Origin of the sequence: Exiguobacterium sp. s46, assembly GCF_018618875.1 — a bacterium.
Lineage (GTDB): Bacteria > Bacillota > Bacilli > Exiguobacteriales > Exiguobacteriaceae > Exiguobacterium_A > Exiguobacterium_A abrahamii.
Genome location: NZ_JACSMY010000004.1, coordinates 108464 through 125456 on the forward strand (window position 1 = coordinate 108464; position 16993 = coordinate 125456).

The 16993-nt window shown below is 44.4% G+C and carries 20 protein-coding genes; 14 read left to right on the forward strand and 6 right to left on the reverse strand.

All coding sequences use genetic code 11. The annotated features are described in order from the left end of the window. Window positions 1-31: 31 nt before the first annotated feature. Window positions 32-634 carry a hypothetical protein gene (locus KNQ08_RS15090; protein WP_149426838.1) on the forward strand — a complete coding sequence of 201 codons (603 nt, stop codon included), beginning with the start codon at window positions 32-34 and terminating at the stop codon, window positions 632-634. A 183-nt stretch (window positions 635-817) separates the two neighbouring features. Beyond that, entirely contained in the window at window positions 818-1654 is an 837-nt protein-coding gene (locus tag KNQ08_RS15095) for a formate/nitrite transporter family protein (protein ID WP_214772504.1), read from the forward strand. Window positions 1655-1690: 36 nt separating this feature from the next. Here the strand turns inward: KNQ08_RS15095 and KNQ08_RS15100 are convergent, their stop codons facing one another. Continuing rightward, window positions 1691-2110 (reverse strand): YkvA family protein, encoded by a 420-nt coding sequence (locus tag KNQ08_RS15100; RefSeq protein ID WP_023467198.1) that lies wholly within the window; start codon window positions 2108-2110, stop codon window positions 1691-1693. A gap of 98 nt (window positions 2111-2208) precedes the next feature. Between KNQ08_RS15100 and KNQ08_RS15105 the strand changes: the two genes are divergently transcribed. Beyond that, a complete protein-coding gene (locus KNQ08_RS15105) occupies window positions 2209-3432 on the forward strand; it encodes an aminopeptidase (RefSeq protein WP_035398837.1) in 1224 nt (407 codons plus the stop codon). A 55-nt stretch (window positions 3433-3487) separates the two neighbouring features. On the opposite strand, the gene murB is transcribed toward KNQ08_RS15105, so the two are convergent. After that, window positions 3488-4399 carry a UDP-N-acetylmuramate dehydrogenase gene (murB, locus tag KNQ08_RS15110; protein ID WP_035398835.1) on the reverse strand — a complete coding sequence of 304 codons (912 nt, stop codon included), beginning with the start codon at window positions 4397-4399 and terminating at the stop codon, window positions 3488-3490. Between the two features lie 248 nt (window positions 4400-4647). On the opposite strand from murB, the gene KNQ08_RS15115 reads away from it, so the two are divergent. The 4 genes from KNQ08_RS15115 to KNQ08_RS15130 all read left to right on the forward strand — a co-directional run bounded on the left by KNQ08_RS15115 (window position 4648) and on the right by KNQ08_RS15130 (window position 7101). Then, a complete protein-coding gene (locus KNQ08_RS15115) occupies window positions 4648-5163 on the forward strand; it encodes a GNAT family N-acetyltransferase (RefSeq protein WP_214772506.1) in 516 nt (171 codons plus the stop codon). 15 nt (window positions 5164-5178) lie between these two features. Next, on the forward strand, window positions 5179-5664 hold the full coding sequence (locus KNQ08_RS15120; protein WP_214772508.1) for a GNAT family N-acetyltransferase: 486 nt from the start codon (window positions 5179-5181) through the stop codon (window positions 5662-5664). 29 nt (window positions 5665-5693) lie between these two features. Further along, window positions 5694-6053 carry a hypothetical protein gene (locus KNQ08_RS15125; protein ID WP_050678267.1) on the forward strand — a complete coding sequence of 120 codons (360 nt, stop codon included), beginning with the start codon at window positions 5694-5696 and terminating at the stop codon, window positions 6051-6053. 112 nt (window positions 6054-6165) lie between these two features. Then, complete coding sequence (locus KNQ08_RS15130) at window positions 6166-7101, forward strand: hypothetical protein (RefSeq protein ID WP_214772510.1); 936 nt, start codon at window positions 6166-6168, stop codon at window positions 7099-7101. Here the strand turns inward: KNQ08_RS15130 and KNQ08_RS15135 are convergent. After that, complete coding sequence (locus KNQ08_RS15135) at window positions 7090-7920, reverse strand: GNAT family N-acetyltransferase (protein WP_353049231.1); 831 nt, start codon at window positions 7918-7920, stop codon at window positions 7090-7092. The genes KNQ08_RS15130 and KNQ08_RS15135 overlap by 12 nt on opposite strands. Before the next feature lie 149 nt (window positions 7921-8069). Between KNQ08_RS15135 and KNQ08_RS15140 the strand changes: the two genes are divergently transcribed. Further along, window positions 8070-8333: a hypothetical protein gene (locus tag KNQ08_RS15140; protein WP_214772514.1), complete on the forward strand. Its 264-nt coding sequence runs from the start codon at window positions 8070-8072 to the stop codon at window positions 8331-8333. Window positions 8334-8421: 88 nt separating this feature from the next. Here KNQ08_RS15140 and KNQ08_RS15145 read toward each other — a convergent pair whose 3' ends face one another. Next, the gene (locus KNQ08_RS15145) at window positions 8422-9333 is read right to left on the reverse strand and encodes a hypothetical protein (RefSeq protein ID WP_214772516.1); all 912 of its coding nucleotides are present in this window, start codon (window positions 9331-9333) and stop codon (window positions 8422-8424) included. A gap of 144 nt (window positions 9334-9477) precedes the next feature. Between KNQ08_RS15145 and nfsA the strand changes: the two genes are divergently transcribed. The 5 genes from nfsA to KNQ08_RS15170 all read left to right on the forward strand — a co-directional run bounded on the left by nfsA (window position 9478) and on the right by KNQ08_RS15170 (window position 13515). After that, window positions 9478-10224, forward strand: coding sequence for an oxygen-insensitive NADPH nitroreductase (gene nfsA, locus KNQ08_RS15150; RefSeq protein WP_064300829.1), 747 nt, complete (start codon window positions 9478-9480; stop codon window positions 10222-10224). Between the two features lie 15 nt (window positions 10225-10239). After that, a complete protein-coding gene (locus KNQ08_RS15155) occupies window positions 10240-11499 on the forward strand; it encodes an LCP family protein (protein ID WP_251133733.1) in 1260 nt (419 codons plus the stop codon). A gap of 156 nt (window positions 11500-11655) precedes the next feature. Then, window positions 11656-12366, forward strand: a complete 711-nt coding sequence (locus tag KNQ08_RS15160; protein WP_058703648.1) for an NAD(P)H-binding protein — start codon at window positions 11656-11658, stop codon at window positions 12364-12366. Between the two features lie 148 nt (window positions 12367-12514). Next, complete coding sequence (locus KNQ08_RS15165; RefSeq protein WP_064300827.1) at window positions 12515-13060, forward strand: TlpA family protein disulfide reductase; 546 nt, start codon at window positions 12515-12517, stop codon at window positions 13058-13060. A 2-nt stretch (window positions 13061-13062) separates the two neighbouring features. After that, complete coding sequence (locus tag KNQ08_RS15170) at window positions 13063-13515, forward strand: hypothetical protein (RefSeq protein WP_149426847.1); 453 nt, start codon at window positions 13063-13065, stop codon at window positions 13513-13515. Window positions 13516-13606: 91 nt separating this feature from the next. On the opposite strand, the gene KNQ08_RS15175 is transcribed toward KNQ08_RS15170, so the two are convergent. After that, window positions 13607-13816: a DUF3006 domain-containing protein gene (locus KNQ08_RS15175; protein ID WP_023467214.1), complete on the reverse strand. Its 210-nt coding sequence runs from the start codon at window positions 13814-13816 to the stop codon at window positions 13607-13609. Window positions 13817-14074: 258 nt separating this feature from the next. Continuing rightward, the gene (gene nhaC / locus KNQ08_RS15180) at window positions 14075-15451 is read right to left on the reverse strand and encodes a Na+/H+ antiporter NhaC (RefSeq protein ID WP_064300825.1); all 1377 of its coding nucleotides are present in this window, start codon (window positions 15449-15451) and stop codon (window positions 14075-14077) included. A gap of 507 nt (window positions 15452-15958) precedes the next feature. Here nhaC and argC point away from each other — a divergent pair. Continuing rightward, complete coding sequence (argC, locus tag KNQ08_RS15185; protein ID WP_214806263.1) at window positions 15959-16990, forward strand: N-acetyl-gamma-glutamyl-phosphate reductase; 1032 nt, start codon at window positions 15959-15961, stop codon at window positions 16988-16990. The last annotated feature ends 3 nt before the right edge of the window (window positions 16991-16993 follow it).

Sequence of the window (16993 nt, forward strand, 5' to 3'; positions counted from 1 at the left end):
AAGGGTACGTTTTTTTAGGAAGGTGATGAAAATGAAGAAAATGTTATGGATTCTTGGTTGTATCTGCTTAGGAATACTAGTTGGGATTCGTCTTTTCGAACAACCCAATGAAAAAAATCAATCATCCATTTGGCATGATGGTGATCTTGTAGCGAGACAAGTAGGTGCCTCGATGATGAATACGGTAGCGGTTCGTCAATTAGCCGAACAACTTCCGTTCTCATCAGAATTAAAACAGGTAGATGTCGAAGGAGAATCGTTACGTCTTGCCTATGAAGTGACAGGAAAAGAGCGACAAGCTTGGATTGGTACCGATACCGGAACACTACAAGTGAATCAGGATTTTTTGAAGGCTCGGTTATCTAAAGTTCTGATGCATCATACGCTTGTTTTATTTTCAACGATTCCTGATTTAACCGATCTTGAAATTCACTACACGGATCCGTATTCAGGTGCAGATTTTACGATGGACCGGAAAACATTCGACGCCTACACTCCGACCGATATCGAACGAGCTACTTCATCTTCTAGACGCTTTAATCGGGTTGTCATTGATGGTTATGTGCTCGATGCATCAAGGCGAAACACGTTCTTTGAACGCTTCGCATCACGACTACGAATTCAAACTAATTAGTTGTATAAAGCAAGAAAAGGCATTTTTCACAATCTCGACACAATGATATCGTTTACATCTCGTTCTTTTATAAAAACGATAAAACAGGTCTATTCAATACTTGAACATCTTTTAAGATGGAAGTATGATAATAAATGAACAAACATTGTGAAGTGTTGAACAAAAGAAAGAGAGGTTTCTACGATGAACGAGGTAGAAGCATTAGAAGGATTACGGAATAAAGCAATCAAGTCGACGCGCATGCTACAAATGCGTCCTCTCGAGTACTTAGTTCGTGCCATGCTAGCAGGAATTTTCATTGGATTTGCAATTATTTTTACCTTAAAAGCAATTAACGGTCTATATATGGCGGAGTCACCTGTTGCGACACTTGTCGGTGGACTGACCTTCGGAGTGGCACTCGTCCTGATCGTTTACGGTGGGGCAGAGCTGTTCACAGGAAATACGATGTATTTCACGACGGCGACGATGCGCGGCTATACGACGAAGATGGATACGATGAAGGTCTGGTTGATCTGTCTGATTGGAAATGGACTTGGAGGATTAGCGTTTGCGCTACTCTTTTCTCAAACAGGAATCATCCAAGAGCTTGGTATGAACAACTGGTTATTTTCTGTCTCAGAAACGAAGATCCACCATACGACGTGGGAAATCTTCACACGAGCTATCTTCTGTAACTGGATGGTCTGTTTAGCGATTTTCATTCCAAAGAACATGAAGAATGAGTTGGCGCAGATCATGATGATGATGGTACTCGTCGCAGTATTCTTTGCTTCTGGATTTGATCACGTCATCGCCAATATGGCATTGTTCTCCATTGCGTTAGTCGTACCACATCCGGATACGATCACATTTGCCGGAGCGATGCATAACCTGTTGCCAGCTTTAGCTGGGAACATCATTGGTGGAGCAGTCTTCATGGGAATGATCTATACGTGGCTGAATAAAGAAAAATTAGAAGTAGATGAATCACGTCAATCCACGACAACTGTTCATATTGCTTCGAAACAAAATGCATAATCAAAAAGCAGCTGTCGCGACAGCTGCTTTTTTCATTCATTCCATATGTTGAAAGCGATCGACGTCTGCAGCCAGTTCTTCGTAAATCGTCTCGACGATTTGTGCATCATCGAAGAGCCCGAGGACGTTATCGTCCGGTAAGGCGTCAACAGGAGACGTAAAGTACAGAACGGCCGTCAATAACAATTGTTCCTGCTCCGCATGCATTTCGAATTTTTTCTGATAGAGAGCACGAAGCATTTCAAGCAGTTGTTTTAATTGAAAATAAAGGACGAGTTCTGCCTCGCGTTCGATGTCCGAGCTTTCTGTAGACGCGATATCTTGCGTCAAGTGCGCAAGTCCGATTTCTGCTCGAACTAACAATTCTTGCTGTGCTTTTTCATCACCAACGAGGTCGAGTGCCTGTCGGTGAAAATACGTATAAGCCGATTTAAAATCGCCGGGTGTGAATTCCATGGTGATGCCTCCTTCTCTTCTCTTTCTAGTTTCGCCTTATTTCTTGCAAAATTGCAACTATTTCGTGAAAATAAAGATACAAGAAAGGGGATTACATAATGCCGACACAAGCAGAATTACAACAATACGCGTCTTTAGCCGTGCGTACGGGAATTAATCTACAACCAGGACAACAACTCGAGGTGCGTGCAGGAATCGAAAATTTGCCGCTCGTTCGTGAAATCACGCGTGTCGCCTACGAAGTAGGAGCTACGCAAGTATATGTACAGTGGTCAGATGATGAGATGACGAAAATCCGTTATTTCGATGCACCGGAAGAGTCGTTTGATACGTTCCCGGATTGGTTAAAAGCACGTTACGACCAACTGGCAGAAGAAAAGACAGCGTTCTTATCGGTCGTCAGTGAAGATCCAGATTTATTGAATGGCGTGGACTCGAGCCGAATCGCACGTGCGAATAAAGCAGCCGGTGTCGCTCTTGCTAATTGGCGGAAGTTCGTCATGAGTGACAATGTCAGCTGGTGTGTCGTAGCAGCACCTTCTGAAAGCTGGGCGAAGAAAGTGTTCCCTGATTCAGAGAATGCTGTTGAAGAGCTCTGGTCAGCTATTTTAAAGGCTACACGTGCCGATCAAGCGGATCCGGTCGCTGCATGGGCGGATCATGATCATAATCTGCGTTCAAAAGCAAAATTCCTGACAGAGAAGAAATACAAAACATTGCACTACACAGCTCCAGGAACAGAATTATCAATCGAATTACCAGAACGTCATGTTTGGTTAGGTGGCGGTGGTCCGAATGCAGATGGTGTTGATTTCATCGCGAATCTGCCGACAGAAGAAGTGTTCACGTTACCGAAAAAGACAGGTGTCAACGGACACGTCTCGAGCACAAAACCGCTTAGCTATAGTGGGAACTTGATTGATGAGTTCACACTCTGGTTCGAAAACGGAAAAATCGTTAAAGCGGAAGCGAAACAGGGTCAAGAAGCATTAGATGACTTGATTTCACTTGATGAAGGTGCACGTTATCTCGGAGAAGTTGCGCTCGTGCCGCACCGTTCGCCGATTTCTGACTCGGGTATCCTATTCTATAATACATTGTTTGATGAAAATGCTTCGTGCCACTTAGCGATTGGTCGTGCGTACTCGACGTGTCTCGAAAATGGTCCAAGCCTTTCAGCAGAAGAATTAGAAGCACAAGGCGCGAACGACTCGATGACGCATGTCGACTTCATGATTGGATCAGCGGATCTGTCGATTGAAGGAGAACTTGCAGACGGAACGCGTGAATCAGTCATGCGTGACGGAAACTGGTCAATCTAAACGAACAAAAAGGTGAGTCCGAATACGGAACTCACCTTTTCTTGTAAGATTCTTGTTATGCTTCTTCACCGATAATTTTCACTTCTGTCTCAAGTAAGATACCGAATTTTTCTTGAACCGTTTCTTGGACATGACGAATAAGCGCGATATAGTCGGATGCTGACGCATTCTCGACGTTGACGATGAAACCAGCGTGTTTCTTGGACACTTCAGCGCCACCGATGCGTGTTCCCTGTAAGTTGCTATCTTGAATCAGCTTCCCTGCAAAATAGCCTTCTGGACGTTTAAAGACGCTACCACAAGAAGGGTACTCGAGTGGTTGTTTCGTTTCTCGCTTATGCGTCAAATCATCCATGACTTCCTTGATCAATGCTGGGTCACCCTCTGTTAACGCAAATCGACCTTCGAGGATGATGTATTCTTTCTTTGAGAAGCAACTCGTCCGGTATCCCAGTTCGAGCTCATCATGTGAAATGTTCAATAGTTCTCCTTGTCGTGTCAATACAGTAGCGCTATGGAGACAATCCTTGACTTCACCACCGTATGCTCCCGCATTCATGATCAATGCGCCACCAATCGTTCCTGGAATCCCACAAGCGAATTCAAGACCGCTGAGCTGATGCGCGTAAGCTACACGAGACGCTTCGATGATTGCTGCGCCACTTTGAGCGACGAGCTCATGTCCTTCGACCGAGATATCGGTTAACTTCTCAAAGGAGAGGACAATGCCGCGAATGCCGCCATCACGTACGACAAGATTCGATCCGTTTCCAAGCAACGTCAAGGGAATACCTTGTTCGTAAGCATATCGGACGACAAAAGCTGTTTCTTCATAAGAAGTTGGGATGATGAATAAATCCGCGATTCCTCCCATTTTTGTATACGTATGATATTTTAAAGGTTCATTGATTAGTACGGACTCTTTTGAAATGCCTTCATACAGTCCCGTCATTACTTGTTCAGTCATTATGGTCTCAGTCCTTTTCGTGAATTCCTACCCAGCGCTCATGCGCTCAAAATATATTTTAACATTAATCGTGCGGTCGTTGTTCAACATACTGTTCCCAAAATACCGACTTATGCCGGGAATTGCAAGCACTAGGGAGTGAATGTCATCGATTAGTAATGAAAAATGTCACAGGAAAAGCAGGATCAGGAAGAGGAATGAAGCGAAAAGAACTCGGGAAAAGAGAAGTATAGAAGGAGGCGATGACGATGGAAAGTGAACGTTTATGGATGCGACCGTTCGAAGAAGAGGATTTTAGTTTTTATAAGTCACTTGTCCAAAATGAGCAAGTCATGCGTTATATCAATGGAGGCACTGCCTTAAGTGAAGATGAGGCACGAGAGTGGTTCGAACGGCAGTTGGAGCGATATTCGGATGAGCGACAAACTGGTTTTTTACTGTTGTTCATAAAAGAAACGAATGAACCGATTGGCTTTGCCGGATTATTGATGCAGGAAGTGGATGGGAAAGAAGAGTTAGAAGTCGGTTATTGGCTCGAACCAAAGCACTGGAAAGTCGGTTATGGTCGCGAAGCAGCAAAACGATTAATGATGGAGGCGTTCAATCGAGGGCATGATCGAATCATCTCGATCATTCATCCCGATAATCGTGCTTCGCAAAATGTCGCTCGTGCCAACGGGCTGAACTGGGAAAAAGATACGATTTTTAGAGGTATTCCCGTCACGATCTACGCAGGACAATTATCACGACTTTGTCGTAACTAAAGAGGAGAGCTTTTTATGTACGAATTTGAATTCGAGTCTTTTCATCACATGACACCTGATACCTTATATGCACTTTTGAAATTACGAACGGATATCTTCGTCGTCGAGCAGGAGTGCGCGTATCCGGAGCTAGATGATCAAGATCAACAAGCGACACACCTAATCGTACGGAGTGAGAGCGGTCAAATCGTCGGATGCCTTCGGATGTATGATCATCCGACAAAAGGAGTAGCGATTGGACGGGTAGCTGTTCATCGTGATCACCGATCGGTTGGGTTAGCGAGACAAATGATGGAGAAAGCGATGGTACATTTGCAGAAAGAAGCTGCGATCTACTTACAGGCACAAGCACACCTAGAAGGGTTTTACGGATCGTTTGGTTTCGAAACCGTATCCGACCCTTATTTAGAAGATGATATTCCACATGTGGACATGCAGTTTCACGTAAAGGATTCGAAAAAAGACTTCACGTCAACGATGGATGAACCGATGAATAAGTAGAATGAACTTTTTTCGGAGGTGGATCAGTCATGAAGAAAGTGCTGGTCATTTTCGCTCTTAGTCTAATCGGTATCCTATCTTTAGGAGTCGGTATTTCGTATGCTCAATTGCAGGGAAACTATCGTGACTCGGAAAAAGAGTTGATGACGATTTTAGAGCGGCAACATGATTTATCAGCTTCCTCCTTTCTTGAAGTGCGCGCATCATTCTCTTTACGACATCGACAAATCATACACGTTCGACTTCGGGGTGAACCTGCCATCACATACGAGTTCATTCAACCAAAGGATGAAATCGAATACCTGGGGTCTGTCGGAACAAGTGTTGAAAAGACAGGAAAACAAGATGCCGTCTTTCGAAACGCTCATTTAAAAGTCGGTAAAAAATAAAAAATGGAGGATCTTCCTGAAACGACGGAAGATTCTCCATTTTTTGCTTTCAAGACGGTAGGATATTGCGTACACTACGAAGAGATACTGGAATGAGGAGGTCGAGGGAATCATGTGGAAACCCTTTATAAAAAATCAATCAATTGCACCGGCGTTACAAGCCTTCCGGGAACTTGACATCGAAATGTTTCGGACACATGTTGCCCAACTGAACGATGCGGAACAACAGGCCTTACAATTCATTAAGCGGGCGCTAGAGCAGGATTCACCTGCTCATTTAAAAATAGCGCTTGAAATGAAACAACCACTCGTCGAAGTCGATCGTCTGTTTCAAACACTCGTCACGTGTCAAAATCGTCAGCAGTTACTCGAAATGCTGCTAGCATACGGTCTGGACGTCAATCAAGTCTATACACTTGAAGGGCATCGATCGATCGTCCGCCAACCCCTTCACTTTCCGGTAGGTCTATATGCGGCGCGCCATTCCGAGTTGTGGGTACTTGTTGCTGAAAAGCTGGACTTTACTTATACGATGCATCTTCAACGCAGTGATCAATTCATGGAGACGCATGAATTGAATCTGCTGGATCTCGTCTTATTGCTCGATATCGAAGAAGAGTTGACGGTTCGAGTGCTTGATCAGCTGTGCGAATGCAAGGCGACCGTTGGACTTGCAGAACGATTACAACGTCCCGCTTCACCATTGTTACTAAAGACGATTGAGGCGGATGCCTATTTGCCGACGTTTGTTTATGCTAAACATTATTTCCCGTTTTATGCGCTGATCGGACGACAAACCGTACTGTTCCAATCTTTATTGAACCGTGTGATGCAAGCATCCATTGCTTCTGAAATGATTGAAGATGCCTTGCTTGCTTTTCATAATCACCAACCCGGACTTGCCTTGACATGGGGAGATGCCTATATCGAACAGTTATACGAGATGGGGCTAGTGCTTCGTAAAACGGGTCATGTTGATTTTCGGGAAATGGATGAGGAGTATGTGTTGCCTGAATACAAGGGAATCGTCAATCGCCTAAATGATTAACGGAGGTTGATCCGTACTGAACGTATGCCAATGAGAGGTTAACTGGATATCGCAAAACATCGAGGGATGATACAGGCGTAATACATCTTGTTGTGTTGAGAGAAAAAAGACTTCAAACGTTTGGATGTTTGCACGTCGTAACTTTTCTTGAAATGCATGGAGGATGCGGCTACCGTATCCTTGACGTCTCAGCTCTGGTAGGCACGTGATTTCAAGAAGACGGATATTCTGTCCCTGCTTTTGAAATAATAGTGTACCGACGATCAGTTGCTTATCATAGACTAAGTAAGGAATCGCTTTTCGTTGAATCAACTTGTCTAAATCAGATATCTGATAAGGAAAAAAGTGATGTGTTCCTTGAAGGGCATCGTTACGAAGTGCGAGATAAGTATCTTGATTCTGTGCATGAACAGCTTTCAAACGTAGCGTAGCAGGCTGTCCTTCTGAGAGTCCAATTAAACGAAACTGTTCGGCATATAAACTATAACCAAGCTCTTTCCAAATCGAAGTTAAAGAAAGATCATGCGGCGGAGAGACTTGTACATGTATCTGCCGGCATCCTTGTCGAACGGCATGTAAGTGTAGCAAAATAGCCAGACGACGAAAGGCTTTGATGTCATGAAAGGCGCTGTTCATAAAGTGAACGACGTCATGCACGACATGATATCCGAGCGTCGCTTTCACCTGACCGGATTCGAGGTAGACCCATTGGTAATCTTCAAGCGGCTGAAAAAATGAAAAATCATATGCCTTTTGATGGTACTGTAGAAGTTGATGGACGTGTCGCCTTTGAACATGAGACAATTGATCGTAATACACAATAGGCAAATTAAGTTCCTCCTTTAGCAAAGTGAAGTTGAAAATATCTTGCTTTTATATTACAGGAAATAAAAGGTATTTATATCTTCTGTTTCAAACAAAAAGTAGATGGATTCCTGAAGATAAGAAAGAATCGAGGCAAAATTATCATGAAGTATCTTTGGATCGTCATCGGGTTATCGGGCTTTTTACTCAGTGCGGATACATTGGTAGCCGAAGCACGTGATTACGATGAACCGGGTGTAAGCAGTTCGACGACATATGGCAATCATGGCGCGGAGGATCATATCATCGTTGATCGGAAGGAACCGATCTATGAAGGCTTCGATTCACCGAACGACATGGCATTCCTATTCGCTTGTATTGCACTACTCGCAACAGTCGGACTTGGCATCGTCAATGCCTCCGATTAAGATGAATCTGACTAATAAAAGGCAAGTGACGATTCCATCGTCACTTGCCTTTTATTGTCTACTACGTGTGATTAAAAAGAATCTACTCTTAGAAATGAATTCGCTTTTTTCGACCAACGCGTGCCATTCGTTCGTGTTCTTGTTCGAGTCCAGCGCGTTCGAGGAGATCGAGGTAATAGCGAAACGGAGTAGAGCGATGCGAAAAATATGGTATATATTCTGTGAACAGCATCGTCTCCGCTCGATCTAACGCGCGTAGGGAAATGAGAGCATGTAGCTCTGCGAAACGAATTTCTTGATAGGTGGATAAAGCGTCTGTATCAATCCGAACATGCGACTGTAGTTTTTTTGCATGCGCATTCAAGCAATGGATGTATGCTTCTTGATGTTCTGGTTTCTCGCAATGGGCAAGTACGGCAAGCAAAAGATCACTGCGCTCGGTATCGACATCCATCGGAACTTTCAACGCTGTATAGATCGCGCGTTCCATCCACTCGACACCATGACTATCATTTTTATAATAGCCGACTAATTCTTGAAAAAAATCGACTTGCGAGACTTTCAATAATCGAAACGGATCATTACTTAAAAATAAAGGTTCTTCCCCGGCTGCCGACGAAAGAAGAAAGAAAAATTCCTCAAAGGCAATCCGGGTTCCGTTTTTACGATGAGCATAATGGCGTAAATGCTTCAACAGACGTTTTGCGGTGATATACCAATTCTTTTGTTCGCGAAGCGGTACGATCGGATTCGGCTCAAGGTACTGGAGATCGTATGCTAATTGAATAAACCGTTCCGTCTGAGCAATCGTCTGTTCGACGGTCGGTTGTTCCTGTTCTTTTTGCAAATCCTTATACTTCATGAACTGTGTCAACATGGCGTCAAACTCTTTCTCTTCGATGACTTGTCTCGGGAGTTGACGATAGATTTCGACGATGATATCGCGAAGGGTCGTATCGCCATATTGTTCTAGTAAGAGTCGCAGTTTCCGTATTCTCATGATCGCCCTCCTTCGCAAGAAAAGCACAGTACAACATTATTCAATTCCCGCTTTTTTCATAAACCGAACCTCTTCATTTGCGCTTTTTAGTCAGAGACGACTATCTTAAATAAGAAGACTCATTACAGAAGGGGACGATTACACATGAATGAAACCATTCAACATTTACTCAACCACCGGTCAATCCGGAAATTCAAACAACATCAATTAGACGAAGAAACGATTGAAACACTCATAAAAGCCGCACAGGCTGCCTCGACATCCTCTTATCAGCAAGCCTATGCGATCATCGGTGTCGAAGACGAAGGGTTGAAACGACAATTAGTCGACGTTGCAAGTGGTCAACAATATGTGGCAGAAAACAGTTACTTCTTCGTCTTTTGTATGGATTACCACAAACATACGTTAGCGGCAGAACTAGCAGGAGGCGACGTGAGCCGGACGATCGAGACGACGGAAGCGCTTGTCGTAGGGGCTGTCGATGCGGGACTCGCTGCTCAAAATTTAGTCGTAGCTGCTGAGTCGCTCGGCTACGGAACGGTCTACATCGGTTCACTACGAAATGATGCCCGTCGTGTCAGCGAACTCTTACAACTTCCAGATCACGTCGTACCGTTATTCGGAGTCGCGGTCGGTCTTCCGGATCAACAACCGGGTAAAAAACCCCGCCTTCCGATGGATGCGGTCTTCCACCGGAATACGTATACTGATGACGATACGATGCGTGAGTTACTGACAGGATACGAAGAGTCAACGTCATCGTACTACGGAGAACGGACCGGTGGTCAACGGACAGAAGGGTGGGTCAAACAGATGGCTGCCTCGATGCACGAACCGAAACGGACGTATCTCCGCGAGTTCTTGAAAGAGAAACAGATCGCAAAAGATTGATACGGAGGTATCTGAATGGCAGAACATCAACCACACCGCTCTCGCTTGGAGCGACGACGTATGCAGTTAGAAGAGCAAGCTAGACAAGAAGAAGAGCAAGCTAGACAAGAAGAGCAGGCTAGGCAAGAAGAAGCTTTTTCGAAAGCGTACGCGCCGGACGAATCATTTTCTCAAGACTCCTTTGAGAAGCAGCAAGAACCGGCTACGTATCATCGGTATGTCGAAGAGCAACCGCGAGATCGAAAAAGTACATCGCGTCGTTCCGGGAGCGGCATGCTTAAACAGGTCGCACAGATGATCGGGAGTGCCGGATCACGGTTGTTTGCTAATCGGGAACGCTCGAGACGCTCGAGGAAGGCGGGGCGATCAGAGCAATCGGTACAGCAGACTCCTGATGTCTCTTCACGCGAAGCTCATCCTAAAAAAATCAAGAAAAAACGTCGTTTTAAACGAAAGCTTCTTGGACTATTTTTATTGTTGCTCATCGCATTCGTTCTTTTTGCTTCACAACCATTCACGTTCTTGTTGATTGGTAGTGATGCACGACCTGGAGAATCGTTGCGTGGATCACGTTCAGACTCCCTGTCGGTCATGCAATTCATTCCACTTTCTCGAACGATTCAGTTGACGTCGATTCCTCGAGACACGTATACACCGATTTCCTGTGAGAATGGAAAGAAGGATAAAATCACACATGCCTTTGCCTTCGGTGGAGAAGAATGTACGCAAGATGCTGTTTCGGGTCTACTTGATGAAGAAATCGATGGAAAGATCGTCATCTCCTTCGATAGTTTCATCGGATTAGTGGATCAAATCGGCGGAATCGACCTTGTCTCGACAGGAACGTTCTCCGAGCAGGATGCGAGTGGGAAAGCAAATCAGTATTCATTCCAAAAGGGGAAGGAATATCATATGGATGGTGCGATGGCACTTGCCTATTCGAGACATCGAAAAACGGATAATGACGGAGCGCGCGCGAATCGTCAGTCGGAAGTCATCCAAGCCGTCGCGACACACTTGATGAAGCCGACTGGATGGTCGAAAATTCCAGCAGCGCACACGTATATGAAAGAAGAGATGAACCTTGATTTAAGTGTCCGCGAGATGGCAACGGCAGGGTTATCGATTGCCTTGATGTCAGAACGAAAACATTATGAAATCGAAGCCGTCAGCCAACGACTGAACGGGATTTTCTATGACTTACCGAATGAGAAGGCACTGCAAGAACTACGTGATCAGCTCGATACGACGTTTTATGGCACATTGAAGAACTAAAGGGGAGGGGTTTCCTTCCGGTCATTGCGGGTATAAATTGATGTACGTTGCTCCTTTGGTGGATTGTTTTAGGTTATCTCTGAAATCGACGATTTTTGGACATGACATCAAGACATTCCACGAAGGTGACTAACTTATCGAGGAGGGACCCCCCATATGAAAGTACTAGTCGTAGGTGCATCCGGTACGATTGGAGCGCGCGTCGTCAAATCGCTTGCCAAGGGTCATCAGGTCACGGTCATCGTTCGTCATGAACATCTGGTGGAACGATTCGAAAAACTCGGTGTCAAGGCGCATTACGTCGATATCGAAACAGAACTCGAAAAAGTCATTGAGCACGGAGTCGCAGGGCAGGATGCAGTCATTTGTGCGGCGACCGCAGGAGTAGACGGCGAAGCAACTGAAATCGAACTGCTGGATCGAACAGTCGCTTTGAAAACAATTGATGCAGCTAAAAAAGCGCGAGTACGTCATTTCGTGCTACTGAGCGCTTATGGTGCAGATAGACCTGAGCAATTCAAGAAAGATGTCTATCCGTTCTATGCTGCTAAGAATGCAGCAGAGGAACAGATTGAACATAGTGGTTTGACGTATACGATCATTTGTCCAGTTTCTATCACAACAGGTGAAGGGCGTGGCTTGATTGAAGCCGATGAAGATTTGAAGGACACGAAGGACGCGACGATTTCGGAAACGGATGTCGCATCGATCCTCGTTGCTTCTGTCGATAATCGATCGGTATTCAATCGACGTCTAGAAGTCAAGGAAGGAAAGACATCCTTGAATGAGGCCTTAGGGGGAGCGGAAGCTGTAGGTAGCGTTAAAGATAACCGTCAAGTCAAAAAACAATTACCACGTTTTAACTAACCGTTTGTCTCGTTAAAACGTGAATTCTCTAAAATAAAGCGAACTCATTTCCGCGTATAAGACGGAAGAGTTCGCTTTTTTGTTGATAAAAGTAGATAGTCGAAAAGAGGAAGTCTGCTACACTGAACAAAGAAGGAGGGGGTTAGATGTGAAAAAACCGTTGATCTATCTGATCCTAGCGATTGCTATTATCGGCATTGCCTATCAAAGTTATCAAACATATGATGCAAAACAAAAAAAAGTGGAGCAACAACAAAAACAAGCATCACAAGGTGGTCTCGAAGTCGGGATGAAAGCCCCGAATCTATCCTTGCGTCAAGAAGGAAAAACTGTCGATCTAGACGAAATCAATCATGATGTCTTTGTCATTAATTTTTGGGCAACGTGGTGTCCACCGTGTAAACAAGAGATTCCAGAACTAAATGCCTTTGCACGACATACAGATATACCCGTCTACGGAATCAATGTCACGACATCAGAACGACGTGTTTCGGATGTTGCTGATTTTCTGAAGCAGACACCTGTTGAATACCCTGTGTTATATGACCGAAAGGGAACGTCAGAAGATGCTTATCGTCTCGTAGCAATGCCAGCAACATATGTATTAGACCGGAAAGGAACGATTCTTTCGAAACACATCGGTCCTGTAACGGAACAGATGTTAAAAGAGATGGTGAAACGAACAGGAGGATGACAATGGAACTCCTATGCCGCAACTGCTCCTTTCAACAAACATTCCAACTCGGTCAACTAGAGGGTTGGCCGACATTTCCTGCTGTCTTGACGCAAGGGGTCGAAGCGTTCATGACAGGTCTCCCGCTTTGGTTCGTTCCGTCGATGCATGAACCGATTTTACAGCGGACGTATGTAGACGACTGGAATCGATTTCGATTAATTCAGCACTATCAACTCCATCAGGAGGAATTAGCGGATGGTTGGGTACCGTATCAATTGGATTTATACCACTGTCCGACTTGTCACCGATTTTCGAATCGATTTTGGTGTGCCCTATTTTTGCAACTAGATGTCGTTCAACCACTTTACGAATGCCCACATGATCAGACGGAACTGGAACGAATCGAAATATCCGATATTGATCACTTTCCTTGTCCATCGTGTGATGGTCACTCCCTATATGTGCGTAGATAAAGCGAAAAAGCCATTCATTTCATGAAAGACTGATGAGAGAAATTCCTTCTCCATAGTCAATGCATGATACGGAATGGCTTTTTATCGATCATCAACCCATTTGCCGAAACGAAAATGTTTGAAAGGAAGAGGGTGATGAATTACTGACATCTAACGTATAGGTTGTACCGTCAAAAATAATCGTATCGCCTAACCTTGCTTCAGGTGGTAAATAACGTCGTGGAATGAAACTTGAACCATTTTCCCATAGTAGGACAGCATACTTGCCGTCAAGTCGCTCCAGCGTACCACGTTTGATCATATTAACTCCTCCCACAATTACATCGAAGTCATCCCTCGGTCGATCAGGAACGTACTCTCTCTCTATCATTCTCTGTAATTTTTAATCTTATGTTTGGTATATTCCCAGTTCATTTCATCTTTACACATGATTCTTTAAAAAAACGTGATTCCAAGCCGTTTTCGTCTTAAATCTGACGTATTTAACAGGAAATAAAGGAGATATTGGAAAGAAAAAAAGACCCGATAGGACATATCGGATCTTTAAAATGAAATAGGCTCAAGAAGCGAGAGATTGTTTTGTTTCGATTTTCGTTGGACGAAGAAATGCGAGTAAAAACGTAAACAATGGTGAAAGGAGTAAAAAGAATGCGAACGGAACGTATGCTGTTACTGGGACACCGAGTGTCGAAGCGAAGAACGCCCCAGAAACACCCCACGGAATAAGCGGATTGACGAGTGTTCCTCCATCCTCGAGTGAACGAGAGAGGAAGCGCGGATCAATCTGACGCTCTTCAAAGATTTTCTTGAATGCTTGACCCGGAAGCAAGATGGACAAGTATTGTTCCCCAGCCATCAAGTTTACACCGATAGACGATAAGGCGACGGATGAAATGATGCTACCATCACGTTTTAGTTTAGAAACGGTCCGTTCAATGACCACGTCAATGACACCGATGCCACGTAAGACACCACCGAACGCAAGGGCGAGCATGACGAGCGACACCGACCACATCATCGATTGCAATCCACCTTTACTAATGATGGATGTGACCGTCTCACTAGAAGATTCTAGTTTTAACCCGTTCTGAATGACGGCCATCCAGTTCGAGATATTCCAGTTTCCTTGTACAAGACCTGTTAACAACAATCCACTTAAAACGCCAGCAACAAGTGTTGGGACGACCGGCATCTTACGTAATGCTAATACCATGACGAGCAACGGTGAAAGCAATGTCCAAGGTGACAAGTCGAACAAACGAGCTAACTCTTGTTGTGTCGTTTGAACAGCAGACGAATCGACATTTCCGCTACTACGTCCGAAAATGAAGAATAAGATGAATGTGATCGTGATAGCAGGAATCGTCGTTCCCATCATGAAACGAATATGATCGAACACAGACACATTGACAATTCCGGGCGCGAAATTCGTCGTATCTGATAAAGGTGACATCTTATCTCCGAAACAAGCTCCACTGATGATGGCACCTGCTGCAAGTGCCGGGTTGACGCCCAGTGCGATCGCAATGCCCATCAAGGCAACACCAACCGTACCAATCGTTGTAAACGAACTACCTGTAAAGGTCGAGACGACCATCGCGATCAGAAGAGCGCTCGGTGCGAACCAAGTCGCTGAAAGGGTAGATAACCCAAAATGAAGAAGGGTCGGCACTGCGCCACTCATCATCCAGACCGCGATTGTCATACCAACGAGCAACATGATCAAGATCGGTTTAATCGCTTCACGAATACCTTGAATCATATGGTGTTCGACGTCCTCGAACTTAAAACCGCGGTAAACGGCATATCCTGAGACGAAAATAAGACTAGACAAGATGGCAAGATGCGGTTCGGCTTTAGCACCGAATAACGCGGACAATAAGATGATGATACTGATTCCTAGGATAGCTGCGGATTCACGGAATGACATGCGCATGCTTCCACCTCCTTATATGAATATGAAAGTATGATAACGCTCTGTTACTAACACGCTTTTATGCACAAAAGCATTGAACAAACGTAATACTAACGAATATTATGGAGGACGTCAACCATAAGAGTGTCGATAAAAAATATAAAAAAATAGAAATGTGACGATTTTTTGTCGTAAACGCTTTCTTTTTTAGCTCAAATCTTGCACAATAAGAAGTATCAAATGACATTTTTGTGAACGATGAGGAGGATACATATGTTTACATTGATTTTTGTAGTAGTCGTCGCGATCATGGGTGCAGGCGTATTTGGGATTGATCATCTCGTAGCGCAACGTGCGGAAAAGCGTTAAGTAGATGCGTATAAAAGAAGCGTTGAAGGGACTGTCTTATAGAAGACAATCGCTTCAACGCTTCTTTTTTTGTATAAAAACTAATAAAAATTCAATTGACAGTATAAATATACATGTGTTTAAATCGGTATAACATTCTTTGAAGGGGAGCGTACAGATATGAAATGTACCATCATCGGAGCAACAGGATACACGGGAATTGAACTGATTCGCCTACTAGAATCACATCCTTCATTTGAGATCATCTGTTTGATGAGTGACTCGATGGCGGGGGAATCCATGCATGACGTATTCCCATTTATGAATAAAAAAACATATTCCTCGTTATCTTCCTTTTCGGTGGAGCATTTGATGGAAACCGAGACGGACATGGTGTTCTTAGCGACACCGAGTGGGATTTCGAAGCATTACTTAGAACAACTTCAAAACTGGTCCGGTTACGTCATTGATTTAAGTGGCGATTTGAGACTTCCATCTGAAGCATATGCAACGTGGTATGACAAGGAACCCATTGATGCCCAGTTACAACAAAGAGCAACTTATGGATTACCAGAATGGAATCGTCAAGCTGTTACAGCGAGCAAATGGATTGCGAATCCAGGCTGTTACGCGACAGCAGTTTTGCTTGGACTAACACCATTCTTAAAAGAGAAAAAAATCGATCCATCTCAAATCATCATTCAAGCTTCTTCTGGTCTGACGGGAGCAGGGAAAACGTTGACGGCACAAACACATCATGTCCATTCAAGCGAAAACGTTCGCTTGTATAAAGTGAATCAGCATCAGCACATCCCGGAAATTGAGCAGGCGCTTTTCGAATGGACCGGATCATCGCATCCGATTACGTTCTCGACTCAACTACTACCGATCAATCGAGGCATCATGGCGATTATGACGGTTCAGCCGTTGATCGATTTATCGGAAACGGAGTGGCGATCCTGGTTGACGGACCAGTATGCAACGGAACCATTCGTCCGAATCCAACAGGCTGATCCGGAAATCAAATCCGTCGTCGGGAGTAATCACTGTGATTTGACCGTTTATAAGGATGATCGGACAGGGCGAATGACCATCGTTTCAGTCATCGATAACATGCAAAAAGGAGCTGCCGGACAAGCCGTTCAAAATGCCAACATTCTAGCTGGTTTTGATGAGACATCCGGTTTAACGCAACAGCCGATCTACATTTAATCA

Excerpts from the sequence above, each read along its gene's own strand:
- KNQ08_RS15090 (WP_149426838.1), top strand. The coding sequence starts at position 32 with ATGAAGAAAATGTTATGGATTCTTGGTTGTATCTGCTTAGGAATACTA.
- KNQ08_RS15095 (WP_214772504.1), top strand. The coding sequence starts at position 818 with ATGAACGAGGTAGAAGCATTAGAAGGATTACGGAATAAAGCAATCAAG.
- KNQ08_RS15100 (WP_023467198.1), bottom strand. The coding sequence starts at position 2,110 with ATGGAATTCACACCCGGCGATTTTAAATCGGCTTATACGTATTTTCAC.
- KNQ08_RS15105 (WP_035398837.1), top strand. The coding sequence starts at position 2,209 with ATGCCGACACAAGCAGAATTACAACAATACGCGTCTTTAGCCGTGCGT.
- murB (WP_035398835.1), bottom strand. The coding sequence starts at position 4,399 with ATGACTGAACAAGTAATGACGGGACTGTATGAAGGCATTTCAAAAGAG.
- KNQ08_RS15115 (WP_214772506.1), top strand. The coding sequence starts at position 4,648 with ATGGAAAGTGAACGTTTATGGATGCGACCGTTCGAAGAAGAGGATTTT.
- KNQ08_RS15120 (WP_214772508.1), top strand. The coding sequence starts at position 5,179 with ATGTACGAATTTGAATTCGAGTCTTTTCATCACATGACACCTGATACC.
- KNQ08_RS15125 (WP_050678267.1), top strand. The coding sequence starts at position 5,694 with ATGAAGAAAGTGCTGGTCATTTTCGCTCTTAGTCTAATCGGTATCCTA.
- KNQ08_RS15130 (WP_214772510.1), top strand. The coding sequence starts at position 6,166 with ATGTGGAAACCCTTTATAAAAAATCAATCAATTGCACCGGCGTTACAA.
- KNQ08_RS15140 (WP_214772514.1), top strand. The coding sequence starts at position 8,070 with ATGAAGTATCTTTGGATCGTCATCGGGTTATCGGGCTTTTTACTCAGT.
- KNQ08_RS15145 (WP_214772516.1), bottom strand. The coding sequence starts at position 9,333 with ATGAGAATACGGAAACTGCGACTCTTACTAGAACAATATGGCGATACG.
- nfsA (WP_064300829.1), top strand. The coding sequence starts at position 9,478 with ATGAATGAAACCATTCAACATTTACTCAACCACCGGTCAATCCGGAAA.
- KNQ08_RS15155 (WP_251133733.1), top strand. The coding sequence starts at position 10,240 with ATGGCAGAACATCAACCACACCGCTCTCGCTTGGAGCGACGACGTATG.
- KNQ08_RS15160 (WP_058703648.1), top strand. The coding sequence starts at position 11,656 with ATGAAAGTACTAGTCGTAGGTGCATCCGGTACGATTGGAGCGCGCGTC.
- KNQ08_RS15170 (WP_149426847.1), top strand. The coding sequence starts at position 13,063 with ATGGAACTCCTATGCCGCAACTGCTCCTTTCAACAAACATTCCAACTC.
- KNQ08_RS15175 (WP_023467214.1), bottom strand. The coding sequence starts at position 13,816 with ATGATCAAACGTGGTACGCTGGAGCGACTTGACGGCAAGTATGCTGTC.
- nhaC (WP_064300825.1), bottom strand. The coding sequence starts at position 15,451 with ATGCGCATGTCATTCCGTGAATCCGCAGCTATCCTAGGAATCAGTATC.
- argC (WP_214806263.1), top strand. The coding sequence starts at position 15,959 with ATGAAATGTACCATCATCGGAGCAACAGGATACACGGGAATTGAACTG.